We start from the raw sequence: 23,846 nt of genomic DNA, 5'->3' as shown, positions 1-23,846 counted from the left end.
GAGAAATAATGTCTACTCTTGAAATCAAGGACCTTCACGTCTCGGTCATCCTCGATGACGAAACCACCAAGCCCATCCTCAAGGGCGTTAACCTGACCATCAACTCGGGCGAGATTCACGCCATCATGGGCCCCAACGGTTCCGGTAAGTCCACCCTGGCTTCCACCATCGCCGGCCACCCCAAGTACCAGGTTGATTCCGGCCAGATTCTGCTGGACGGCCAGGACATCACCGAGATGAGCGTGGACGAGCGTGCACGCGCAGGCCTGTTCCTGGCTATGCAGTACCCGGTTGAGATTCCCGGCGTGACCATGTCCAACTTCCTGCGTTCCGCTAAGACCGCTGTGGACGGCAAGGCTCCCTCCCTGCGTACCTGGACCAAGGACGTTAAGGAAGCCATGAAGAACCTGGAGATTGACCCCGACTTCATCGCACGTAACGTGAACGAGGGCTTCTCCGGTGGTGAGAAGAAGCGCCACGAGATCCTTCAGCTGGAGCTGCTCAAGCCCAAGTTCGGCATCCTGGACGAGACCGACTCCGGTCTGGACGTTGACGCACTGAAGATCGTGTCTGAGGGCGTGAACCGTGCGCACGAGGCTAACGACATGGGCGTCATGCTGATTACCCACTACACCCGCATCCTGCGCTACATCAAGCCGCAGTTCGTGCACGTGTTCGTGGACGGCAAGATGGTTGATCAGGGCGGCCCCGAGCTGGCTGACCGCCTGGAAGAAGAGGGCTACGTCTCTTACGTGGGTAAGAAGTAACCTGCTTTCCGTCACCGGATTCGACAAGAAAGATTGAACTATGACTGAGACTGTGCAGGGTCGTGTTCCTCAGGAAGATATTGAGGAAGCCCTCAAGGAGGTCATTGACCCGGAGCTCGGCGTCAACATTGTTGACCTCGGCCTGCTCTACGGTCTGCGCTGGGATGAGGACGGTACCCTCATCCTGGATCTGACCCTCACCACCGCAGCCTGCCCGCTGCAGGAAGTGATTGAGGAGCAGGTGCAGGCCAACCTGGAGAACGTGGTGGATTCCTGGCGTGTGAACTGGGTTTGGATGCCGCCGTGGGGTCCGGAGCGTATCACCGAGGACGGCCGCGACATGATGCGAGCGCTGGGCTTCAACATCTAAGCTCCTAGACGCTGAATAGACACCCGCCGGGTGTGGAGAGCATATACTCTCCGCACCCGGCGGGTGTTTTTATGTTGTTAAAAATTAGGGCAAAGACCTAGCGCTATGTTTTGTAGGCTGAGGATTATGCGGTGACAACAAGGATAGATTTTTTATTGATAATTAGGACAATTTGACTGGGGGGGGGGTCCAAGTATGATTCCTTGTGAATCATACACTCACGTCATACTAGGCTCCTCATGCAACGGCCGCTTGAGGACGCCGAAAGGAAATCATGGCACAAAAGATTATCGCCGCTGACGGTTCTGTCTACGTTAAGAAGAAGCCCTTCTACCTCCGTTGGTGGTTCATCACTCTCGTTATTCTTGTTCTTCTTGGTGGTTGCGCTTCGGTGATGGGTGGTGGCTCCAGCAAGTCTACGAGCGCTTCTTCATCTTCGGCGGCTGCCGATTCTTCTGCCGTTGCTGAAGCTTCTCAGGAATCTGGCGGTGAATCTTCCTCTGCAGGCGCGGCAGAACCCAACACGAAGCAGAACGATAACAACGTTCCCACCGAATATAAGTCTGCTTTGAAGAAGGCTGAATCGTACTCTCGCACCATGCACATGTCTAAGCAGGGTATCTATAACCAGCTCACCAGTGAATTTGAGAAGTTTAGCCCCGAGGCGGCCCAGTACGCTGTGGACAACGTGAAGGCTGACTGGAACGCAAATGCCCTGGAGAAGGCTAAGAGCTACCAGAAGACGATGAGTATGTCTCCCGAGGCAATTCGTTCTCAGCTGACTTCTTCGATTGAAGGATTCACCGAGGAAGAGGCCGATTACGCAGTCTCCCATCTGAACTAATTCAACAGATAATTTAGAAGCCGCCCGGTGCGTGGATACAGTATCCACACACCGGGCGGCTTTGTTATGCTCCGAGACGCTATTCGCCGCGGCTAGACAGGTTACTCGCCCAGGCCCAGAAGCTCCAGCGAGTGCTCGTACTTGATGTGCAGGCAGGAGCGGGTCGGCTCGTCCAGCTTTGCCAGACGGTGCGGGTCCAGGTTGTCCATGATGTCGGCGCGCTTCACCAGGCGGGCCAAATCGTTGGCGCGCACGCGTCCCAGGTACGAAACGCGCGACTCACCGGGGCGGCGGGTCAGCGCCTCGACGGCGTCCACAATCTGAGGGGAGAAGTAGCGAGCCAGGTAGGGCAGCGACACTCCGGTATCTTCCACCGTGTCATGCAGCAGGGCGACAATCTGTACCTCAGCCTTCAGCTCCTCCAGGGAAGTGTCGGGAGAGGTCGAGGATGCCATCTCAGAAACGAGCTTGCGTGCCCCCAGGGCAACACGACGAGGGTGAGAGATGTAAGGCCAGCCGTTGCGGTCCGTCTGTCCCTCATGCGCCTTATCAGCGATGCTGTCTGCCAGGCGAATCATCTCTTTGTAGTAGCTATTCGTCACGAGAACCTCCGTTGGTTACGACTCGATCAATTGACGCTACCGGCTATATAAACCGAGGTATAGATAGCTGGTACCCCTACTGTACGGCACCCTGTCAAATACCACCAGAGAAACGCCATAAGAGCGCGTAAATACGTAAATATGACGGGCTAGCCGGGAGAATCGGGAAGCTTATCGCCCGCACCTGACGTTGGGTATCATTCCAGGGAAGATGCGCTCGAGGGCGGGAGGCGCTGTGCGCGAAATTTGCGAGCGCTCGGGAACGAACGCGGGCGCGGGGTCGGGCGGCCCAACCGGGCGCCGGCTCAGTCCCGCTCGGTAGGCCCCCGCGACGGGGGAAGGCGACCCGCCCTTTCGTCTCAGCAGCCGACCAAAAAATTCCAAACTTTTTTCGGAAGATTTGTTCGCCGAAACCGCCCAATACAACGAACGTTTAGACCCGTTTGGACCTCACCGATAGCAGCTCATCAAACGAAAAAAACGCGCGATTCGGAGGGGTGCTCCGGGGCACTAAAAACCCCCTTTTTTCCCCGGAAATAAGCGCTAAACTTGGGGTAACCAAACATCGGAGAACACCATGGCAGAGCTCTACGAGCGCTTCGTCGCCCTGTATCCCTACCCCCACGAGCGAATCCGCCACGGCGCCCCACGAGCCGAACTCAACCGGCGATACCTCGAACACCTCTACGAGGGCAAGAATAAGGGAATAACCCCCATCGTGGTTGCCCTTGACTCCACCCTGCTCGGGACCATTGAGAACAACGTATCCATGCGCACCTCAACACCCGTCGGGGAGATTACCGCTGACACGATTCAGCAGTACGCGGTTGAGCTCCTCGTGGCCCAGCACGAACACCTGCGACAGGTTGGCGTGGAACGGGCCGCGCACGAGGCTTTCCGGAGCCTCAACGAGACCACCTACCTGAACGTCTACCGGCACCTCATGGAACACGGTGAGCTCAGCGAGGAAGACCTCAACGCACCGCTGGACGCGGAATACCCCTTCGAGCTGACCGCCGGGGTCCTCAATGAGAAGGTCAAGGCCACCGATATCGAGCGGGCCTCCGAACTTCTCATCGTGGATATGCCGGTTCAGGTTGCTTCCGACGTCTTCGCGTACTTCCCCTTCGGCGGCTGGGACGTCAGCCCCGCCCCCGAAACCATGCTGGCCATCGCCCGCTACTGGCTGGAACGTGACGACGCCTACCCGGCGGTCATCGCGGCCGAATTCATCGAGTTCTACACGCCGGTTCCCGTGACCACCCGCCGCGACGCCGAGATTCTGGCGGTCGAGCACACGATGGTCTCCTCGGCAATGCCGGTGCGCGTCTACCGCGGCTTCGACAAGCTCGTGGAGGCACTCTACGGCCAGCACGACTGGTACCTGTGGTGGGAGCAGCTCCCGGCGGCAGTGGTCGTCGAGACGCTCTAAAGGCGGCTGAACTCAACCCGGGGGTAAAAGTGAGAGGGCGGGGTGACTCTTCACCCCGCCCTTACTCTCTGCGCGGGTTTACCGTGCGTCACCGCCCCAATCCGCCTATTTCAGCTCGTCCACACGACGCGCCCGCAAAGCCCGAGCGGTCGCCGTCGCGTAATCCACCGCCTGCACCACCCAGGGAATCAGCAGGCGCCAATACATGCGGCGCGGAAGGTCACGCGCCACCGCCGCCCGCTGCAGGGCACCCCAGCGGTCCACGAGCGCCGGGATGGAACGAATCATGAGGGCAATCAGCAACCCCAGACGCTCGGGCGAAAGACCCACGAAACGCAGGGGCGAGCACAGCCGCACAAAACCGTCAATCAGAACCGGCAGGGGAGTACTCACCAGCAGAGTACGGGAAGCGTAGAAGGCCGTCAGCATGGTCGCGATGGCATCCGCACCGGAAGCGTATTGGCCCGTCAGCACGTAGTAGGCGGCCATAATCAGCAGCAATAGCGCCAGCGTTCGGACCACCAGCCACAGCTGGGAGGCGGACACTCCAGCCCACAGCGCGCACAGCGTGGCCGCGGCCAAAGCCACCAGCGCCACCTGCCAGCCGGTCACCGCCAGCACAATGAACAACCCAAAGAAAAGCGTTCCCTTGAACCACATCGGCGCCCGATGCACCGGCGTGTTCAGCGGCTGATAGAAACCCACCAGCAGGGTGCCGGGGTTGAAGCCAGACCCCCGGGAGGCGGGGCGAGGATTCACACGGGGGTTCGCGCGCGGAGTGTTAGCGCTCATGCGCGCCTCCCGCTGAATCCGTACCTTCGGCTGCCCCCTCATTCGGGAACCCCTCGGCACACCACAGCCGGTACCGCTGCACCATCTGCGCCGCATCCCCCCGGGCGAGCAGGCACCCGTCGTGAATGATTACGGCTTCATCGCAGGACGCCGCCAAATCCAGATCGTGCGTGCTGAGCACCAGCATCTGGTCCAGGGACTCCAAGTGCTTCAGTAACCGCGCCCGGTTCCGCAGATCCAGCAGGGTAGTCGGCTCATCCAGCAGAAGGATCTGCGGGCCAGCCGCAAGAACGCTGGTGAGGGCCACCAGCTGCTTTTCGCCTCCCGAGAGGGTGAAGACGCTCTGGTTCTCCAGCCGCTCGAGGCCGCGCTCGCGCAGGAGCTCACGAACCCGCTCGCGGCGCTGCTCGCCGTTGAGCGCGGTTCTCTCAACGGCCGCGGCGCGGCGCAGGCTCAGGTCAATATCTTCTGCGACGGTGGGCATGATGAGCTGCGCCTCTGGCTGAGCGAAGAGCATCCCCACGCCCTCGAAAGCGCCCTGCGAGCCGATACCGTTGGAGCCGCGGCTCGGCGCCTGCAGGGTGTCCACGCCGTTGACGCGCACAATGCCCTCGTCCGGGTGGGTGAGCCCGTTAAAAAGCCCCAGCAGGGTCGATTTGCCGCTACCGTTGAGTCCCAGCACCGCGGTGCGCTTCGCGGTGAAGCGCAGGCTCACGCTCTTGAGGATACGGCGATGCCCGCCTTCGGGCAGTTCGGTGAAAACACTCACCGACTCGAGCTCGAGGGCGGGCATGCTAGTGGAGGCGCTATCCGCCTGCTCGCCCTGCACGGTCTGCGGTGTACTCTGGCGCGGGGAGCGGCGGAAAAACATAGCTTCCTCTCGGGTAGTTTGGAGGCGTCTCTAACGCTGGGTGGAAGTCAGGGACGGGAAGGCGCGGCGCACCGACAAACCGACCAGAACCGCGATGACGGACTTCACCAGATCCCAGGGGACGAATACCATTGCCGCGTTGAACGCGGCGATAAAACTCATGTGGGCGTTCACCATCATACCGGCGATGCCGCAGGCGGTCAGAACCACAAAACCGCAGAAGTTTGCCAGCAGGGCCATGAGGAAAGTAGCACCGACCGAGCGGGTGTTACGGGTGAACAGGTATGCGAGGGTGCCGGCAATGGCGGCGAAGGGCAGGAAGCCCAGCAGGTAGCCGGCACTCGGGGATGCGAGCGAACCCAGGCCTGCGCCGCCCTTCGCGAAGATGGGCAGGCCGGCGAAGCCAACCAGCAGGTACAGCGCCACGGCGGCGGTGGCGCGCTTGCCGCCGAGCACCTGGGCGGTGATGTAAATACCGAGGGTCTGGAAGGTGAAGGGGACGGCGATGCCGCCGAGGCTCATGGCGGGCATGATGGCCAGGGCGGCGATGAGGGCCGCGAAGACGGCAATGAGGGAGAGGTCGGTGGCGACCGAGCTGCGGGCGGCGTCGTTGCGGCGCGGCGTGGATTCGCGTGTGGGTCCGGGCATCGGCGTGTACTCCTTTGGGTACGGATTTGGTGGGTCGGCTCGGGGGAGAGCCGGAGGGATCGGTTCGCACGGCGTCATTGCGCGGCGTGAAACGTCCCTGCAGAACATTACCATTGAACAGTGTTCGATAGGTATCCTACACCCGTCACCACAGAAATAAAAACAAACCCACATGCACGCACGGCATCCCTGCACTAAAATTGATGGGGTGCTCGCCCGGCGGTTCTCCTCTTGGGAATCGGCCCGGAGCACCAACACCACGCAGACCGTCCCACCCGAAAGACACCCATGATTGCCGTACAGAACCTTGAACTGCGCGCCGGCGCGCGCCTGCTGATGGAAGACGTCACCTTCCGCATCGACAAGGGCGACAAGATCGGCCTGGTGGGCCGCAATGGCGCCGGCAAGACCACCATGACCAAGGTACTGGCCGGACTCACTCTGCCCGCGGACGGCACCGTCACCCGCAGCGGCGAGATTGGCTACCTGCCGCAGGACCCCAAGGTGGACGACATGAGCCAGCTGGCCCGTGACCGCATCCTCTCGGCTCGCGGCCTGGACGGCGTGGCCCGCAAGATGCGTCAGGCCCAGGAAGACATGGCCAGCGAGGACGAGGCGGTGCGCGCCAAGGGCCTGCGCCGCTACGACCGTCTCGAGGCAGAGTTTATTGCCGGCGGTGGGTACGCCGCCGAGTCCGAGGCTGCGGTCATCACCTCCAACCTGGACCTACCCGAGCGCGTGCTCTCCCAGCCGCTATCGACCCTTTCGGGCGGTCAGCGTCGCCGCGTGGAGCTGGCGCGCATCCTCTTCTCGAACGCGGACACCATGCTGCTGGACGAACCGACCAACCACCTGGATGCCGACTCGATCATGTGGCTGCGGGACTTCCTCAAGAACTTCTCGGGCGGCCTGCTGGTCATCAGCCACGACGTGGACCTCATGGAGCTCGTCGTCAACCGCGTCTTTTACCTGGATGCCAACCGCTGCGTGATTGACCAGTACAACATGGGCTGGAAGAACTACCTGGCCCAGCGCGAGCAGGACGAACACCGCCGCAAGCGCGAGCGCGCCAACGCCCAGAAGAAGGCGAGCGCCCTCATGGAGCAGGCGAATAAGATGCGCGCGAAGGCGACGAAGGCCGCTGCCGCCCAGCAGATGATTAAGCGTGCCGAGAAGCTTCTGCGCGGCCTGGAGGAGGAGCGTCAGGTGGACAAGGTGGCGGCAATCCGTTTCCCGGATCCGGCCCCCTGCGGCAAGACCCCGCTTTCGGCGGAGGGTTTGTCGAAGTCTTACGGCTCGCTCGAGATTTTCACGGGCGTTGACCTGGCCATCGACCGCGGCTCCCGCGTGGTGGTGCTGGGCCTGAACGGTGCGGGTAAGACCACGCTGCTGCGCATGCTTGCCGGCACGACGAAGCCCGATACCGGCGAGGTCATCTACGGTCACGGCGCGAAGCTGGGATACTTTGCCCAGGAGCACGAGATTCTGGATGGCGACCGGACCGTATTCGAGAACATGAAGTCCGCGGCGCCCGACCTGGATGACACCCGAGTGCGCACGATTCTGGGTTCCTTCCTCTTCTCGGGGGATGACGTGGATAAGCCGGCCGGTGTGCTCTCCGGTGGCGAGAAGACCCGTCTCGCCCTGGCGACGCTCGTGGCCTCGAGCGCGAACGTGCTGCTGCTGGATGAGCCGACCAACAACCTCGACCCGGCCTCCCGCGAGGAGATTTTGCATGCGCTGAAGGCGTACCAGGGGGCAATCGTCATGGTTTCGCACGATGAGGGTGCGGTGGAGGCGCTCAACCCCGAGCGCGTGCTGCTTCTGCCGGATGCGGTGGAGGACCTCTGGTCGAAGGAGTACCAGGACCTCATCTCGCTGGCCTAAAAGCGTAATTCGCCAGCATAAAGGTAGGGGGCTCCGGCGCCGTATGGTGCCGGGGCCTCTTTTGTGTCTTTTATGGAGTCACCTTCTCGAATATCACGAAAAAATGTGACCTGACCCGTGGGTTTGCATTGTTTTCTGGTCGTATATGCCTATATTGCTCATTAGTGCATTGGGTTTGTGGGTGGAACCTTATGAATCACAGGCACTATTTGACGAAAAAACAATGTTGCCTTGTGGGTTTTTAGATTTCAAAGAAACGTTTTCACTCGAGATATTCGAGCGTACGTGTGGGGTTTGTAAATTTTTCGTGTGTGCCTACTGACATTGTGGGATTTTTGGTAGAAACACAACATCCTTCGGGTATAGACTGGAGTTGTTCCCGCTGATGCGAGGACGCACAAGCGAATCTAAAGCTCGTCACCATCGACGAGCTGACGCGGGGGAGGGGAAACTCCCGCCCGCTCATGAATGGAGAACACCAATGCACAACACTGAATTCGAGAAGTACCCCACCTCCGGTGAAGAGAACGTTGAGGTTGACGTCTTCTGGCCCATCCAGGACGCTTAGTCTCTTAGCCCGACAGGTTCGGGATGATTATTGCGAGGCACCCCGCCGCTTCCTAGTGAAGTGACGGGGGTGCCTTCGTGTTTTGGGATGGTTATATATTCTGCCGCCGAGCTGCTGCGGGGTCGCTTTGTCCTCGGGATGTTGGCTCGTGAAAATCTATCCGTGAGGATGCGGTGCTACTTTACGGCGTGGATGCCCAGCCCAAACGTTTGAAGCGGGTACTCCGCAAATCCCATCATGGCTGCAGCGTACCATCCAATATAGATGCTCAACGCGAGGGTCAGGGCCTTTTCGCGTACGCTGCCGGCGTCCCCCAGGATGGGCAGTGCCATGTAGCCGCTCTTCTTCCACAGGGGCGAGGCCACTAGCGGTTTAATGACGATGGGGTAGAGGGGGAGTAGGCCGCGGGTGGTGAGCAGATCGCCGATGAGGTGAATCGTGGCGCCCACCGAGAAGGCCCAGGGGAGGAGCGTGAGCGAATCCGTCGTGTAGGCGGCATAGCCCAGCGCGATGGCGCCAATCCATCCGCCCGGGGCTCCCAGAACCCGCAGGGCCAGGCCTCCCGAGAAGGCAGCCAGAAGAAGCGAAGCCCACGGGATGCCGTTGTAGCTAATACTTGCGCTGAAGTACGCGATGGCCCAGAAGGCCACCAGGCCCAGAATGGAGTGGGTGCCCTTGCGGTGACCGCCGCTCACGGCCCCCACGATGCGTGCCACCCACCGCGAAACGGGCGGGATGGAATTCGCGATACTGCCGTTGTGATGGTCAATGTCCGGTAGCATGCCGGCCCCGGCGCACGCCAGGGTCGTGACAACGAGCGTGGGAGTGTCCGGAACCTGCACAACTCCCGTCTCGACCAGGGCCAACCAGCCGGCGGCGGCGCTGACGGTGTGCGAGTATCCCATCATGGGGGTTGCCTCCTGGGGTGCTGGTGGGCGCTGGGGGTGCGCGGAGAGTGCCTCAATCTAAAGCTATTAGAACAAATATAGCATATATCGAAAGTAGTTTCGATTGAGGGGTGGTCCCTTCGCCGAGCCCTTTCCGCCGGCTACTCGGAGGAGTTCACCTCGGAGCCGTCGAAGGGTAGCGTCTGCTTCCAGAACTCGCGCTCGCGCAGGTAGTTCTCCAACCAACCCACGTGCTCCGAGCAGGCCAACCAAATCTTTCGGCGCTCGGGGGTGTGTACCTTGGGGTTGTTCCACAGCAGCTGGAACTCCGCCGCCTGCCGGCACCCCTTACGCGAGCACTTCGCGTACTCGGGCTGCGCATCCTGCGAGAGCGAACCCAGAAGATCCATGATTCCCAATCCTTTCACGAACGGTACGGGCGCCTCCGCCGCGGAGGCACCATGAGTTAGTCTACGCGCGGGCGCAGCGTGTATAAAGGGCGTTCTCGAGGCGCGATAGGGTAGTGACGGGGGAGCGAGCGCAGTGTAGCCTGCGGCACCTCGAGCGTAAAACGCGGTAAAATAGGCTTCGACTGTCCATCCGTCCACACCCCGGCCGCGGAGCCGCTGCATCGGCGCCGACCGCGAGGGGTCGACTCACCAAGGAAGCTCATGAGCGAAAACACTCCCAAGACCGTCCTGGTCACCGGCGGTAACCGAGGCATCGGCTACGAAATCGCCAAGGAATTCCAGGCATCGGGCCACAACGTCTGCATCACCTACCGCAGCGGCGAGGCTCCCGAAGAATTTTTCGCCGTCAAGGCGGATGTGCGCGACACCGACAGCATTAACGAAGCCTTCAAGGCCATCGAGGCGGAATACGGCCCCGTTGAGGTGCTGGTTGCCAACGCCGGCATTACCCGCGACATGCTCCTGATGCGCATGAAGGAAGCCGACTTCACCGACGTGATTGACACGAACCTCACCGGCTCGTTCCGCGTGGTGCAGCGCGCCATCAAGGGCATGCTCAAGCTCAAGCGCGGCCGCATCATCCTCATCTCCTCCGTGGTGGGCCTGTACGGTTCGCCCGGCCAGGTCAACTACTCCGCCTCCAAGGCGGCACTGGTCGGTATGGCCCGCTCCATCACCCGCGAGCTGGGCGGCCGCAACATCACCGCGAACGTGGTGGCACCGGGCTTCATCAACACCGCCATGACCGATGTTCTGCCCGAGGAAACCAAGAAGAACTACCTCGCCTCCATCCCGGCCGGCCGCTTCGCAGAGGCCGAAGAGGTTGCACGCGTGGTTCGCTGGCTCGCCTCCGACGAGGCAAACTATATCTCCGGCGCCGTCATCCCCGTGGACGGCGGCCTGGGCATGGGCCACTAAAACCCGCAAAGACTGCATCCCGGCGGGGGTGGCGGTACGATTACCGTCCGCCCGTCGCGCGGCTCGTCGCACCGCCGCCTGCGTGCGCGGGCCGCGCCACAAGACATCGACGTTGCACGCAACGTTAGACACCATCGTTGAACAACACAAAGGACGTACACCGAATGGCACAGCTGACCGGCAAGACCATCATCATCACCGGCTCCTCCCGAGGCGTCGGCGCAGACACCGCACAGATTCTCGCCGCCGAAGGCGCCAACATCGTCGTGAACTACCGTTCCAAGGCACCGCGCGCCAACAAGATCGTCAAGGCCATCGAAGAGGCCGGCGGCAAGGCCGTCGCCGTGCAGGCTGATGTGACCAAGGCCGAGGATCTGCAGACCCTCGTCAACACCGCCGTCGAGACCTTTGGCTCCCTGGACTACCTGATTCTGAACGCCTCGGGCGGCATGGAGACCGGCATGGGCGAGGACTACGCAATGCGCCTGAACCGCGACGCCCAGCTGAACCTGGCACGCCTGGCCGCAGAGAAGATGCCCGAAGGCGGACGCATCGTCTTCGTGACCAGCCACCAGGCGCACTTCATCCGCGAGGTCGAGACCATGGACGAGTACCAGCCCGTCGCAGAGTCCAAGCGCGCCGGCGAAGACGCCCTGATTGCCGAGATTCCCGCCCTCTCCGAGAAGGGTATCTCCCTGGTCGTGGTCTCCGCCGACATGATTGAAGGTACCGTCACCGCAACCCTGCTCAACCGCCTGCACCCGGGCGCCATCGAGCAGCGCCGCGAGACCGCGGGCAAGCTCTACACCGTCAACGAGTTCGCCCACGAAATCGCGAAGATGGTTACCGCAGACGTCGAGACCGGCCACGTTGAGCTGGTCGGCGGCGCACGCGGCTTCATCGACTAAAGACTCCCGCCGCGGCGGCACCCAACGCAGGGTGCCGCCGCGCACCTCCTCACCCGCGCCACCCGTCACCGGATGGTGCGGGTGAGCGAGGCATCACCCACCCGCCAATTCACTGGAAGAAGAACCATGAGCACCGTACTCAACCTGCAGAACGTTTCCGTCGTCCGCGGCGGCCGCAAGATCCTCAACGACGTTTCCTGGACCGTGAACGAAGGTGAACGCTGGGTCGTGCTGGGCCCCAACGGCGCCGGTAAGTCCACCCTGCTCTCCGTCGCGGCGGCCCGCCTGCACCCCACCAGCGGCGAGGTTGAGATTCTTGACGAGACCCTCGGCGCGGTCGACGTTTTCGAGCTGCGCCCGCGCATCGGCCTGTCCTCCGGCGCCTCCGCAACCCAGATTCCCGCCACCGAGAAGGTCTCCGACGTAGTCGTCACCGCCGCATACGCCGTTTCCGGCCGCTGGAACGAGGAATACGACGTCATGGACGATGAGCGCGCCACCGAGCTGCTGGCCGAGTGGGGCGTCGACACCCTTGCCGACCGCACCTTCGGCTCCCTCTCCGATGGCGAGCGCAAGCGCGCCCTCATCGCCCGCGCCCTCATGACCGACCCCGAACTGCTGCTGCTGGACGAGCCCGGCTCGGGCATGGACATCTCCGGCCGCGAGGACCTCGTGGAGCGACTGACCGCCCTGGCCGCTGACCCCTACGCACCGGCCACCGTGCTCATTACCCACCACCTCGAGGAGATTCCCTCCGGCTTCACCCACGCCCTGATGATCCGCGACGGCGGCGTGGTTGCGGCCGGCCCGATTCTCTCCACCATCACCGAGGCCAACCTCGCCGCAACCTACGACATGGACCTGGCCCTGACCGTGACCTCGTCGGGTCGCTTCTCGGCCTTCAAGCGCGCATGAGTCGAGGCCCCAAGCAGCTGACCGCCGAGCAGATTGCCGAGCGCGCCGAACGCGTCTACGCAATCGAGTCGGTCACGCCCCTGGATCAGGCCCCCGAGCAGCAGCTGCGGTACTACACGCAGCTGACCGATGTGAAGCTGCGTAGCGCCCTGGAACCGCAGTGGGGGATTTACATTGCCGAATCCTCCAAAGTGATTCGTCGGGCGCTCGCGGCCGGTCATCAGCCTGTCTCCTTCCTCATGAGTGAGAAATGGGCTGATGACCTGGCGGACGTCCTGCGGGAACACCCGGGCACCCCCGCCTACGTGGGTAGTGAGGAGCAGCTGGAGCAGGTGACCGGCTTTCACCTGCACCGCGGCGCCCTGGCGGCAATGGCCCGCCCGGCGCCTCAGCCCCTGCAGGAGTTGCTGAGCGGGGCGCGTCGCGTGGCCATTCTGGAAGACATCGTGGACCATACGAACGTGGGCGCGATTTTCCGTTCGGCGGCGGCCCTGGATGTGGATGCCGTGCTGGTTACCCCTCGATGCGCCGACCCGCTGTACCGCAGGTCGATTCGCGTGTCGATGGGTACCGTATTCCAGGTTCCGTGGGCCCGGCTGCAGTCCTGGCCGACCGACCTGCAGACCCTGCACGAGCTGGGTTTCAGGAGCGCCGCCATGGCCTTGGAGGAGGATTCCCTGAGCCTGGATGAGCTGGCCGCCCGCGGCGATGAAAAGCTTGCGCTCATCCTGGGCACCGAGGGTCACGGTCTTTCGCCGCGCACCCTGGCGGCCTGCAACGATACCGTGATGATTCCCATGTCCCACGGCGTGGATTCGCTGAATGTGGCCGCGGCGAGCGCCGTCGCCTTCTGGGAGACGCGCCCGCGCTAGGGGCCGGTCGAACGCGCGGGAAATCGCTACGTGATTGGCCGCGGCGCTGGGATTTAAACCCTAAAGGTGGTACCCTTAACGGGTTGTGCTCGCCCATGCGGGTGCAATGGTGATGCGCTCTCAAGTTTTCTCGACAGCCGCACATCGAAAAACCTACTCCATCTATATAAGGGCTACTGGCAAAATCCAGTAGCAGAAGAAGGTAAATCAATGAAGGCAGATATCCACCCGGAATACAAGCCGGTTCTGTTCCGCGACCTCGCATCCGGCAAGGTCTTCCTGACCCGTTCCACCCGCACCTCCGACAAGGTTGAGAAGTGGGAAGACGGCAACGAGTACCCGATCATCGAGGTTGAAATCTCGTCCGAGTCGCACCCGTTCTACACCGGTAAGCAGCGCATCATGGACTCCGCAGGTCGCGTCGAGCGCTTCAACGCACGCTTTGCAAACTTCGGCAAGAAGGCTTAATTCTTCCCGAAAGATTGCGCCGTATAGCGTTTTAAAGGCCCCGCTTCCCTTGGCTTTCAAGGGGGGCGGGGTTTTTCGCTAGAACGTGAGGAACGCTGTACTGCCACGGGCGGGATAGGGTGCCCGCTACACAGCTGACAGCGCTACAATGGGAAAGTATTTTGCGAGGCGTGCATACACCGCCCTTCACTAGCACCGATGATGCTCCGGCTGTCGCGTCACCGGGGAATTACGGCGAAATGGGCGTTGCCTTCTCGCCTATCACCACTTCAAACAAAGGATAATAATGAGCGACGAACACTCTGAACCGTCGCAGAAGAAGAAATGGATTAAGCGTACCCTGCTGATTCTGCTGATTCTTCTGCTGGTTATCGCCCTTGGCGTTGGCTTCTTCCTATGGCGTGCCGGCCATACCTGGGATAGCCAGACCGAGAAATTTGATTCCATCACCAAGGTGGATGAAGACCAAGCCAAGATTAAAGAGAAGCTTGGCGAGGCAAAGCCACTGAACGTTTCCGAGCTGCAGGCACCGAAGGTCACCAACCAGAATGGCTCTTCCTCTGGAGAGGGTGCCGAGGCCGCGCTGGCCGCTAACGCGAGCGAGCATGATAAGAACGGCGACGGTATTCTCGATGACGGCTACAGCTACGACGTCGTGAAGGGACCGGGCCAGAACATCCTGCTGCTCGGTAGTGATACCCGTTCCGGTTCTGAGGCTGCTCTGGTGAGTGGTTCTCGTGCAGACACCATCATGCTGATGCACATCCCGGCTGACGGCAAGGGTGTGTACATCATCTCGATTATGCGTGATACCTGGGTGAACATCCCCGGCTACGGTCCCGCAAAGATTAACGCGGCGCTGAACTACGGCGGTATCTCTCTGCAGGTGGCAACCGTTGAGAACCTGGTGGGTGTCAAGATCGACCACGTGGCTGAGATTGAATTTGAGGGCTTCAAGTCCCTGGTTAACGCTGTTGGCGGCGTGGACGTTCAGGTTCCCTTCGCGTTCACCAGTAACGTCTGGACTTTTACCCCCGGCGTGATGCACATGAACGGTAGCGCGGCGCTGACCTTCGTGCGTGAACGTTACTCTTTCGCTGATGGTGACTATCAGCGTGTTCGTAACCAGCGTGCATTCCTGCGCGGTCTGTACAGCACGATGAAGGCCAAGGGCGCGCTGAGCAATGTTGCTTCTTTCCAGTCTGCTGTTGAGTCTCTTGCTGGTTACATGCGTGTGGACTCCGGTCTGAACGCAATGCAGATTGCTCAGCTTGCGGCTCCGGTGCTGACCAGCGGTGACACCTCGATGCACATGACGACCCTGCCGAACGCCGGCCCGGGTTGGTCGTACGATGGCCAGTCCATCGTTCTGGTTAACCAGGCGGCAAATGCTCAGCTGGCAAACGCGCTACAGCACGATACGATGGATCAGTTCATGGCTACCTACGGCCAGGACTAACCTCTCCTTACCCGGTGCGGGTGTAGGAACGAGGGCGGCCCCCTCACCGAAAGGTGAAGGGGCCGCCCTCTGCTATACCCGAGCTGAACCGTTTCGTGGGTTTCCCGATAGTGCACCCACCGCGGATGGAGTGGAAGATTCTTCTGGAAAGTTGAACACACAAAGAGAGCGTCAGAGCCCGGCGGCGTGCCGTTCTCTGACGCTCTCTTAAACGGGGGAGGACTACACCGAGGTGGTGGAGGAGTCCTGCGCGGATTCGTACTCCTCCTCGTCCGCCTCCTCTTCGATGTACTCTTCGTCCTCGTAAATGTCGTACTCGTCGGCCCGGCGACCGAAGTAGAAGGCCACCGCAGCCACGGCACCACCCATGATTGCAATCAGGATACCGAGAATCGGGGTCCAGAGCATCGAAATTAGGCCGGCCAGCAGAACCGCCAGGCCAGCACCCTTGACCAGGTTCAGCAGTCGCTCACGTTCCGAGGGCTCGTAGTACTCCTCTTCCTCCAGAGTGTACTCAATCACTGGCTTCTCGGCGACCGGCTCATCAGCAGACGGCTCGGATGCTGAGGAACCACCGGTCAGGGAGCTGATAAACCCGCGGCGCTTCTTCGGCGCCTGAGCCGCAGTCTCGGCGCGGTGTCGCTCACCCTCGCTCGGCACGTAGGCTGCGGGCACCTCGTACTCTTCACCGGCCGGCAGCAGAGCCGGAACATTATTGGGCAGAGTCTCGTACCATTCCTGCGGAATGTCGACCGGGCGTGCAGCCTGAACGGTCAGCGACAGCTCCAGAGTGTTACCACGAATCGTACCCCAGGCGCTTGTGAGGCGATCGTGCTCAAAGGCATAGCGAATCACGGGGGCCAGCTGTTCAGACATCTGGGTGCTCAGGCGACCCACCAGCTTGCGATCGTGACGCACCTCCACGCTATCGACCACACGACCGTCGGAGGTCTTCAGCTGGTTAGCCTCCAGGGTCAGAATCACGCGACCCTCACCGCTGGGCGGCAAAATGCTGTGTAGGTATTCGGAGTGCTCCTTCTCGTCCAGAACCTTCATGGACGGTCCCTGGGGGAGCAGGGTGGCACGGGTGGGCGCATCGTTGAGGGGGAACAGTGAACCGGGTGCGGACAGGGAGAGTACACCGGAGCTCTTCACGCGCATGTCACCGTTCTCGGTGCGAACGGCCACGGCGGAGAGCTGCAGATGCGCAATCGGCTCGTACCCGGAGGCAACCACGCGGGTGATGGGCTCCCAATAGGCCGCCGAATCGGCAGCGCTCATGCGACCGACCTTGAACTCGTCAATATAGACGGCAATGCTATTCGGCTCGTAGGGGTTATCAGGCTCGGGGACGAGTCGCGCTTCACCGTACCAGATGCGTTCACGGTCGATGTGCAGTTCCTCAAAAATTTGGAGGGTTTCCGCTTCATAGTAATCGTCGGTGACAATTTCGACGCTACCGCGATCACCGAGTGCGTAGTCGACCACTGAAAACTCCTTCTGATCCGTGTCTAAATGAGCTGATACCTAGTCCATTCTCTCATGGTTTACGGGCGCGCAGCTCACATATTCGGGTGACGTTTATCTGTCTTTTCTCCCGGCACTCATCCGGTCGGCGCGGTGCGGCATCCCTGCCGGGTAACCTTCTCCGCGCACGCTCTGCACCGGGACGCGCAAGACGCCGCTCGGCACATTCCCGGGAATATACCGGGAGCGCGCCGAGCGGCGGTTCATCATTGCGGGACGCTATGGCCCGCATCCTAAGCGTAAGCGCTTAGCTTGGCTACTACTTAGCCTGCAGGGAGGCGTTGAACTTCTGAGCCAGAATCGAACGGTGGCCGTGATCCTGAGCCTCCAGCACCAGGCGGCGCAGAGCCGAGGGAGCCTCGGGGTTTGCCTCCAGCCACTGCTGAGCCAGCTTGACCGACGGGTTGTCGTCCACGCCGAGGCCCTCGGTTGAACCGGTGTTGTACGGAGCCTTCGGGTACAGGCCGCGCACAATACGCGAAGCCATACCAATCGAGCGGGACTCCCACACGCCCAGCAGGGCCTCAAAGTAGGGGCCGTAGTACTGCTCGCGCAGCTCCACCGGGCCGCGCACGTAACCATTAATGGTCGAGGCCAGAGCATCGTTCGACAGGGACTCGTCGTCCATGATGGTCTTGTACGCGGCAGCCTTGCGCTCGGCGTTCGGCAGAGCGGCCATTGCGTACGCGTAACCGTTCGAGGAAATCGAGGAGGGGCTGTACTTGGAGGCGCGCTCCAGCTCCTCCACGGTGACCAGGTTGCGGCTTGCGAGCGCACCCAGGGCGCTCCAACCCAGGTTCTGGTCGTAGGGGATGCCGGTCGCATCGGCGATATCGCCGGTGGTGTCCTCGAACGCACCGCGGGCAATGTCGCGGCAGAGCTCCTCGCCCTTGGTGGCGTTGGTCGAGACCGAGATCAGGCCGCGCAGCAGGATCAGCTGCTCGTCCGAACCGGGCTTAGCCTGAGCCAGGGCGGCGGAGAATGCGTCGTAGAGGGCGTCGTAGAGGCGTTCGCGGCCGGTGGGTGCCGAGAAGGTGGCGATGGCGACCTGCGAGTTGTTGACCATGGTGCCCAGCAGGGATGCGCTGGGTTCCTTGGAGACATTGCGGACGACCGCATCCACGTAGGTGGTGACGGGCAGGCGGGCGTCGCGGACGTTCTCCCAGAGGGATCCCCAGATGAGGCCGCGGGAGAGCGCGGATTCGAGGGTGGAGACGCCCTCGATGGCGGCCTGCAGGCCGTCTTCGTCGGTCAGGGCGACCTTGGCGTAGGTGTGGTCCTCGGCGTTGAGCATGAGCAGGTCGGCCTCGCCCACGAGCTTCTTCTGCTCGTCGGTCAGCTCCACACGGTACTCGGAGACGGGCTCTGCCGGGTACTCGAGGGAGAGCACACCGGTGGAGATGAGCTTGCCGTCGGTCAGCGCGAAGGTTTCCAGCTTTGCCACATGGGGGCGGCCCAGACCTGCGGGCTGCTGTGCGGGCAGTTCCTGGGTGAGGATCAGGTCGGTCAGCTGGCCGTCCTCGCCGTAGACGCGCTTGGTGCCCAGTGCGGACACGCCGGAGGTCTGTAGCCATGCGTTAGCCCATGCCTGCATGTCGCGGCCGGAGACTTCGTTGAGTACCTGCAGGAAGTCGTTCAGGGAGGTGTTGCCCCATTCGAAGCGCTTGAAGTACACGCGGGCGGCTTCGATGAAGGTGTCGAAGCCAACGTAGGCGACCAGCTGCTTGAGGACCGAGGCGCCCTTGGCGTAGGTGATGCCGTCGAAGTTCTGCGCTGCGGCTTCCAGATGGGGGATGTCAGCCACGATGGGGTGGGTGGTGGGCAGCTGGTCCTGCATGTAGGCCCAGGCCTTGCGGTTGTTGGCGAAGGTGACCCACGCATCCTCGAAGTGGTTAGCTTCCTTGGCACCCAGGGTGCCCATGAAGTCTGCGAAGGACTCCTTGAGCCACAGGTCGTCCCACCACTTCATGGTGACCAGGTCGCCGAACCACATGTGCGCCATCTCGTGGCAGATGGTGTTGGTGCGACCCTCCAGGTCGTCCTCGGTAGCGCCGGAAACGAAGATGTAGTCCTCGGTGAAGGTGACCAGGCCGGGGTTCTCCATGGCGCCGATATTGTATTCGGGAACGAAGGCCTGCTCGTACTTGGGGTACGGGTAGGGGTAGTCGAAGAGGTCCTGGAAGAAGTCCAGGCCGTTCTCGGTGACCTTGAAGATGTGGTCGTAGTCGAAGTGCGGCTTCAGGGACTGGCGGCAGTAGGCGACCAGGGGAATGTCACCGCTGTTGACCTTGCTCTTGGGCTTGTAGGTGGTGGTTGCGGTGAAGTACTCGCCGGCCAGGATTGCGGTGATGTAGGTGGAAATCTTGGCGGTGGGGGCGAAGACGCGCTTGGAGATGGAGTCGTCGGAGGGGTCGGTCACCTGCGACTCGAGCACGGCGTTGGAGCTAACGACCCAGTCCTTGGGTGCGGTGATGCGGAAGTTGAAGACGGCCTTCAGGTCGGGCTGCTCGAAGTTGGGGAAGACGCGGCGGCAGTCGGAGGGCTCGTACTGGGTGTACAGGTACACGCGACCGTCGGAGGGGTCGAAGTAGCGGTGCAGGCCCTCGCCGGAGCGGGAGTAGTAGGAGCGGCCGTGGATGGTCAGCACGTTCTCGGCCTTCAGGTTGGCCAGACGGATGCGTGCGCCGTCAACGACTTCGTCCAGCTTCAGCTCGACACCGTTGAGCTTGATGGAGTCAATGCTGTGGTGAATGTAGTCGATGAAGGTTTCTGCGCCGGGGGTGTTGCAGGAGAAACGGACGGTGGTTGCGGTGGGGTAGGACTCGAATTCGGGGTCCTTGGCGTTCGTCAGGTCGACGTGTACGTCGTAGCTATCAACGCTGATAAGAGCCGAACGTTCTGCGGCTTCTTCGCGGGAGAGGTTCTCGTTGTTCATAGTTCCTTATTCTAATCGTTCCTGAAAGAAATCTGGGAGTTTGCGGGCCGTTCCCGTCATATAACCTCCGCGGAGTAGGGGACGTGAGGGTATTCTGGCGGATGCGCACGGCCCCTATCACTCGCGAACCTTCCGCACGATAGTGTGATGCATAACACGCTTTCTTGATTTGCGGAGATCCCCGAAAGTCCGTATAGTATTACGTGTTGCTTCGAACGGCACCGCAAGGAAAACGTTCGAGAGTCACCTGCGCGGGTGGCGGAATAGGCAGACGCGCTAGCTTGAGGTGCTAGTCCTCGCATTTAGAGGGTGGGGGTTCAAGTCCCCCCTCGCGCACAGATAATCCCCGGTTCTTCGGAACCGGGGATTTTTGTATGCCCGGTAAAAAGTACACAAAAAAGTAGCGGGGCGAGGCTCCATGAGGAACCCCGCCCCGCTATCTAGTTCACCCCGCTAGTGCAGGGCTAGAAACTCGCTGAGCGAACCGTATTACTCGGCCAGGCGCTCCGGGTCGGTGGTGACCAGAATCTTCACAGCGGTCTCGTTGTGGTGAATCAGGGTGTCGAAGCCCTTGTCAATCAGGTCTTCCACAGCGATCTTGCCGGTGATGAAGGGCTTGAGGTCAATCTTGCCGGACTCAACCAGCTTGATGGTCTCGGGGTGGGAGTTCACGTAAGCGATGGTGCCGCGGATATCGATCTCCTTGAGCACAATCTTCTGAACATCCAGGGAAGCGGGCTTGCCCCAAATGGAGACGATGACGACCTTACCGGTGGGCTTGAGGGCATCCAGAATCAGGTCCAGAGCGGGCTGAACGGAGGTGCACTCGAAAGCGATGTCGGCGCCACGGCCGTCGGTCAGCTTGTGAATCTCGGCCAGAACGTCGGTCTCAGCGGGGGAGAAAGCGTAGTCGGCAACGCCGGAGTCCAGAGCCTTCTGGCGGCGCAGGGAGGACAGCTCGGAGATGATGACCTTAGCGCCCTTAGCCTTCAGCACGGCGGAGGTCAGCAGACCGATGGGGCCGGCACCGGTGACCAGTGCGTATGCGCCTTCCTTGAACTCGCCGGCACGCTCAACAGCGTGGTAGCCAACGCTCAGGGGCTCAATCAGTGCAGCCTCGTCCAGAGGAATGTTGTTAGGAATCTTGTGAACCCAGCGGCGCTTGACAGCAACCTTCTCGGACAGGCCGCCACCGCGACCTGCCAGACCGATGAAGTTCATGTCCTTGGACAGGTGGTAGTCCTTGGACTCGGGGCCGGTGTAGACGTCATCAGCAATGATGTAGGGCTCGACGACGACGTGGTCGCCGACCTTCAGGTCGTCAACGCCCTCGCCCAGGGCCTCAACGACACCGGAGAATTCGTGGCCGAGGGTCACGGGGGAGTCCTCACCGGAAATCGGGTGGGGGTGGCCATGCTTGGGGCAGAAGATGGGGCCGTCCAGGTATTCGTGCAGGTCGGTACCGCAAATGCCGCACCATGCGACCTTAATCAGAACCTCGCCCGCAGCGGCTTCGGGTGCGGGGATGTCTTCAATGCGGATGTCGTTACGGTCGTAGAAGCGTGCTGCCTTCATGGGATGGAGCTCCTTAAACGTATTAAAACGTGGTTGTGGCGTCTCACAGCGGTGTGCATCTGCCAGGTAGTTACCATCGGGTTCTGCCGTGGTGAGCAGTAGAATGACGGTGCGCGCTCGCGAGGTTGAAAAGGGAAGCAACCTTGCGGATGCGTTCACCGAGATAGTGAACTTTCCTGCCGACATGCTCATCGCGACGCCGGTTGTAGGAGGACGGTAGGATTACCGCTCTCACTGCTTAACGCTACTCCTGTGAAGCGCAGAAAACTAGGCGACATACAAAAAATCTTTTATGTGACGCACATTTCTTCATAAAGTTATCTTGACCTACCGAATAGGGTTACTTCGACCCTTCATGTGCGGGTTGGCTAGCGTAGGTGATGCGCGCACGGTAGCGTAGAGTCCATGAGCACGAACCCCACAAGCACTCCCAAAAATCCCGCCGCACCCGAGACTAAAACTACGCTTGGAGCGGAACCCTCTCGCCCCGAACAGCCAGCCCCCACCGTGCACCGCTACACCGCCCCGGATGCCGACCGCCAGCGCGGCAGCGAGTACGCCGAGGTACTCGCCTACGAGACGCAACAGCGCAAGAACGCCGCCGACCGCCGCATCGGCAGAGGCAAACACCACACCGGTCACCACGGAGAACCCGACGGCGGAGGCTCTCTGCCCGGCCCGCACCCCAAGGAACGCCCGAGCAATCGCCACGGCAAACCTTTCGGTCATCGCCTCGACCACGACTGCGGCCTGGACGATACCCGCCGTGCCCTCGCGGACTCCATCGCCAACCGCGCCAGCGATCTCACCGAAATTCTTCGGGCGATCCACGCGCATCCCGAAACCGCCTACCGCGAGCGCTTCGCCTCATCCACGCTCGTCGAGGCAGTCCGCACCGCGCACCCGGACCTCACCGTCACCCACCCCGCCTTCGGAATCGACACCGCCTTCGCGGTCGAGCTGACCAGCGCCGACTACGACCCCGAAAAGCACCGCACCATTGCGATTCTCTCCGAGTACGACGCGCTACCGGGCATCGGGCACGGCTGTGGCCACAATGTTATCGCCACCGCCGGCCTCGGAGCGTTCCTCGCCCTGGCGGATACGCTCGCGGCCACCCCGGATGCCTTCAGCGGGCGGGTACTCTACTACGGCACTCCCGCCGAGGAGTCCGAAGCCGGCAAGGAGCTCATGGCCCGCGCCGGCGCCTTCGACTCTGTGGATGCCGCAATCATGGTGCACCCCTACTTCATGGACGTGGCGGACCAGGCGTGGCTGGGCCGCCGCGAATGTCGCGTCACCTACACCGGCGTGAGCGCGCACGCCTCCTCGCATCCCTTCATGGGACGCAACGCGCTGGATGCGGCCAGCCTCGCCTACCAGGGGCTCGGCCTGCTGCGCCAGCAGATTCCCGGGTCCGACCGCATCCACGCGATTATTGACCGCGGGGGAGAAGCACCGAACCTGATTCCCGCCACCGCGAGCCTGCACATTAATATCCGCTCCAAGCACGCCCCCACCCTGCGAGCGCTCTCGCGCCGGGTGGAGGAAGTGTTGCGCGGTGCCGCCCTCATGGCCGGGGTTTCCGCTGAGGTGACCTGGGATGGCTCGCCCATGACCATGCCCGTGCGCACCAACGGGCCGCTACTGAAGCGGTGGGTGGCCTCCCAACGTGCCGTGGGTCGGCACCCGTACCCGCCCGGGACCGTGAGCGATACCCTGGCGGCCTCTACGGATTTCGGTAACGTGAGCCTGCGCGTGCCCGGTATTCACCCGCTCATCGGCATCGCGCCGGAAGGCACCGGCATGCACACCGAACAGTTCGCGCTCGCGGCCAACACCCCCGAGGCTGTGGCCGGCGCACTGGATGCAGCCTTCGGCCTGGCGTTTGTGGCGGTGGATTACCTGGTGGACGACGAGCTGGCCCGCGCGGTGCGCACCCATTTTGAGGAGGCCGGCGGCGCCGTGGATGTGGAGGGCTACTTCGCCGGGTAGTAGTCGCACGCCGTGGTCTTCGGGGCCGTATTGGGGTTTCCGGCCCCCGCGGGTTTGTCGGGGTTCGCGCTCGCACCGCTCGGGGGCAAGATACCCAAGTGCCCCAACCGGCAGATGTGAGATTGCTCAAAAGGTC

Annotated in this window: 21 protein-coding genes and 1 tRNA gene; 13 read left to right on the top strand and 9 right to left on the bottom strand. The window is 61.8% G+C overall.

Features of this window, described 5'->3' with window-relative positions; genetic code table 11:
- The first annotated feature begins 8 nt into the window (after positions 1 to 8).
- From sufC to HMPREF2674_RS08385, 3 genes are all read left to right on the top strand, one after another.
- On the top strand, positions 9 to 767 hold the full coding sequence (gene sufC / locus HMPREF2674_RS08395) for a Fe-S cluster assembly ATPase SufC (protein WP_049347000.1): 759 nt from the start codon (positions 9 to 11) through the stop codon (positions 765 to 767).
- 40 nt (positions 768 to 807) lie between these two features.
- Positions 808 to 1,137 carry a metal-sulfur cluster assembly factor gene (locus tag HMPREF2674_RS08390; protein ID WP_049342815.1) on the top strand — a complete coding sequence of 110 codons (330 nt, stop codon included), beginning with the start codon at positions 808 to 810 and terminating at the stop codon, positions 1,135 to 1,137.
- A 274-nt stretch (positions 1,138 to 1,411) separates the two neighbouring features.
- Positions 1,412 to 1,981, top strand: coding sequence for an Ltp family lipoprotein (locus HMPREF2674_RS08385; RefSeq protein ID WP_070635241.1), 570 nt, complete (start codon positions 1,412 to 1,414; stop codon positions 1,979 to 1,981).
- A 101-nt stretch (positions 1,982 to 2,082) separates the two neighbouring features.
- On the opposite strand, the gene HMPREF2674_RS08380 is transcribed toward HMPREF2674_RS08385, so the two are convergent.
- Positions 2,083 to 2,583, bottom strand: coding sequence for an HD domain-containing protein (locus tag HMPREF2674_RS08380; RefSeq protein ID WP_049346998.1), 501 nt, complete (start codon positions 2,581 to 2,583; stop codon positions 2,083 to 2,085).
- Positions 2,584 to 3,160: 577 nt separating this feature from the next.
- Between HMPREF2674_RS08380 and HMPREF2674_RS08375 the strand changes: the two genes are divergently transcribed.
- Positions 3,161 to 4,015 (top strand): DUF4253 domain-containing protein, encoded by an 855-nt coding sequence (locus HMPREF2674_RS08375; protein WP_070825414.1) that lies wholly within the window; start codon positions 3,161 to 3,163, stop codon positions 4,013 to 4,015.
- A gap of 105 nt (positions 4,016 to 4,120) precedes the next feature.
- Here HMPREF2674_RS08375 and HMPREF2674_RS08370 read toward each other — a convergent pair whose 3' ends face one another.
- From HMPREF2674_RS08370 to HMPREF2674_RS08360, 3 genes are read right to left on the bottom strand one after another with little or no spacing between them, the layout of a single operon-like run.
- Positions 4,121 to 4,807 carry an energy-coupling factor transporter transmembrane component T family protein gene (locus tag HMPREF2674_RS08370; protein ID WP_070825413.1) on the bottom strand — a complete coding sequence of 229 codons (687 nt, stop codon included), beginning with the start codon at positions 4,805 to 4,807 and terminating at the stop codon, positions 4,121 to 4,123.
- Entirely contained in the window at positions 4,797 to 5,678 is an 882-nt protein-coding gene (locus tag HMPREF2674_RS08365; protein WP_049334157.1) for an energy-coupling factor ABC transporter ATP-binding protein, read from the bottom strand. Before HMPREF2674_RS08365 ends, HMPREF2674_RS08370 begins: the two co-directional genes overlap by 11 nt.
- Before the next feature lie 30 nt (positions 5,679 to 5,708).
- Positions 5,709 to 6,326, bottom strand: coding sequence for a biotin transporter BioY (locus HMPREF2674_RS08360; RefSeq protein ID WP_070825412.1), 618 nt, complete (start codon positions 6,324 to 6,326; stop codon positions 5,709 to 5,711).
- Positions 6,327 to 6,614: 288 nt separating this feature from the next.
- Here HMPREF2674_RS08360 and abc-f point away from each other — a divergent pair, with 288 nt between their 5' ends.
- Positions 6,615 to 8,213, top strand: a complete 1,599-nt coding sequence (gene abc-f, locus HMPREF2674_RS08355; protein ID WP_049334159.1) for a ribosomal protection-like ABC-F family protein — start codon at positions 6,615 to 6,617, stop codon at positions 8,211 to 8,213.
- A gap of 744 nt (positions 8,214 to 8,957) precedes the next feature.
- Here the strand turns inward: abc-f and HMPREF2674_RS08350 are convergent.
- Together HMPREF2674_RS08350 and HMPREF2674_RS08345 are read right to left on the bottom strand one after the other, a co-directional pair.
- Positions 8,958 to 9,689, bottom strand: a complete 732-nt coding sequence (locus tag HMPREF2674_RS08350) for a metal-dependent hydrolase (RefSeq protein WP_049343321.1) — start codon at positions 9,687 to 9,689, stop codon at positions 8,958 to 8,960.
- 140 nt (positions 9,690 to 9,829) lie between these two features.
- Positions 9,830 to 10,078, bottom strand: a complete 249-nt coding sequence (locus tag HMPREF2674_RS08345; RefSeq protein ID WP_049343320.1) for a hypothetical protein — start codon at positions 10,076 to 10,078, stop codon at positions 9,830 to 9,832.
- Positions 10,079 to 10,339: 261 nt separating this feature from the next.
- On the opposite strand from HMPREF2674_RS08345, the gene HMPREF2674_RS08340 reads away from it, so the two are divergent.
- The 6 genes from HMPREF2674_RS08340 (at position 10,340) to HMPREF2674_RS08315 (ending at position 15,678) form a co-directional block, all read left to right on the top strand.
- Positions 10,340 to 11,056, top strand: coding sequence for a beta-ketoacyl-ACP reductase (locus HMPREF2674_RS08340; RefSeq protein ID WP_049343319.1), 717 nt, complete (start codon positions 10,340 to 10,342; stop codon positions 11,054 to 11,056).
- 164 nt (positions 11,057 to 11,220) lie between these two features.
- On the top strand, positions 11,221 to 11,964 hold the full coding sequence (locus HMPREF2674_RS08335) for an SDR family oxidoreductase (RefSeq protein WP_049334163.1): 744 nt from the start codon (positions 11,221 to 11,223) through the stop codon (positions 11,962 to 11,964).
- Between the two features lie 126 nt (positions 11,965 to 12,090).
- A complete protein-coding gene (locus HMPREF2674_RS08330; RefSeq protein ID WP_049334164.1) occupies positions 12,091 to 12,879 on the top strand; it encodes an ABC transporter ATP-binding protein in 789 nt (262 codons plus the stop codon).
- Positions 12,876 to 13,751 carry a TrmH family RNA methyltransferase gene (locus HMPREF2674_RS08325; protein ID WP_049343318.1) on the top strand — a complete coding sequence of 292 codons (876 nt, stop codon included), beginning with the start codon at positions 12,876 to 12,878 and terminating at the stop codon, positions 13,749 to 13,751. The genes HMPREF2674_RS08330 and HMPREF2674_RS08325 overlap by 4 nt, the downstream gene beginning before the upstream one ends.
- A gap of 210 nt (positions 13,752 to 13,961) precedes the next feature.
- Complete coding sequence (locus tag HMPREF2674_RS08320) at positions 13,962 to 14,219, top strand: type B 50S ribosomal protein L31 (RefSeq protein ID WP_049334166.1); 258 nt, start codon at positions 13,962 to 13,964, stop codon at positions 14,217 to 14,219.
- 286 nt (positions 14,220 to 14,505) lie between these two features.
- Complete coding sequence (locus tag HMPREF2674_RS08315) at positions 14,506 to 15,678, top strand: LCP family protein (RefSeq protein WP_049334167.1); 1,173 nt, start codon at positions 14,506 to 14,508, stop codon at positions 15,676 to 15,678.
- Between the two features lie 222 nt (positions 15,679 to 15,900).
- Here HMPREF2674_RS08315 and HMPREF2674_RS08310 read toward each other — a convergent pair whose 3' ends face one another.
- Together HMPREF2674_RS08310 and pepN are read right to left on the bottom strand one after the other, a co-directional pair.
- Positions 15,901 to 17,166, bottom strand: a complete 1,266-nt coding sequence (locus HMPREF2674_RS08310) for an HIRAN domain-containing protein (RefSeq protein WP_070825411.1) — start codon at positions 17,164 to 17,166, stop codon at positions 15,901 to 15,903.
- Positions 17,167 to 17,464: 298 nt separating this feature from the next.
- On the bottom strand, positions 17,465 to 20,140 hold the full coding sequence (gene pepN, locus HMPREF2674_RS08305; RefSeq protein ID WP_070825410.1) for an aminopeptidase N: 2,676 nt from the start codon (positions 20,138 to 20,140) through the stop codon (positions 17,465 to 17,467).
- A 249-nt stretch (positions 20,141 to 20,389) separates the two neighbouring features.
- Between pepN and HMPREF2674_RS08300 the strand changes: the two genes are divergently transcribed.
- A tRNA-Leu gene (locus HMPREF2674_RS08300) sits at positions 20,390 to 20,476 on the top strand.
- A gap of 153 nt (positions 20,477 to 20,629) precedes the next feature.
- Here the strand turns inward: HMPREF2674_RS08300 and HMPREF2674_RS08295 are convergent.
- Positions 20,630 to 21,715 carry a 2,3-butanediol dehydrogenase gene (locus HMPREF2674_RS08295; RefSeq protein ID WP_049343316.1) on the bottom strand — a complete coding sequence of 362 codons (1,086 nt, stop codon included), beginning with the start codon at positions 21,713 to 21,715 and terminating at the stop codon, positions 20,630 to 20,632.
- Positions 21,716 to 22,120: 405 nt separating this feature from the next.
- Between HMPREF2674_RS08295 and HMPREF2674_RS08290 the strand changes: the two genes are divergently transcribed.
- Positions 22,121 to 23,710, top strand: a complete 1,590-nt coding sequence (locus HMPREF2674_RS08290) for an amidohydrolase (protein WP_070825409.1) — start codon at positions 22,121 to 22,123, stop codon at positions 23,708 to 23,710.
- Positions 23,711 to 23,846: the final 136 nt, after the last annotated feature.

Origin of the sequence: Rothia sp. HMSC062F03, from assembly GCF_001836905.1 — a bacterium.
GTDB lineage: Bacteria > Actinomycetota > Actinomycetes > Actinomycetales > Micrococcaceae > Rothia > Rothia mucilaginosa_A.
The sequence above is the reverse complement of the archived record's forward strand: the minus strand, read 5'-3'. Positions and strand labels throughout refer to the sequence as shown.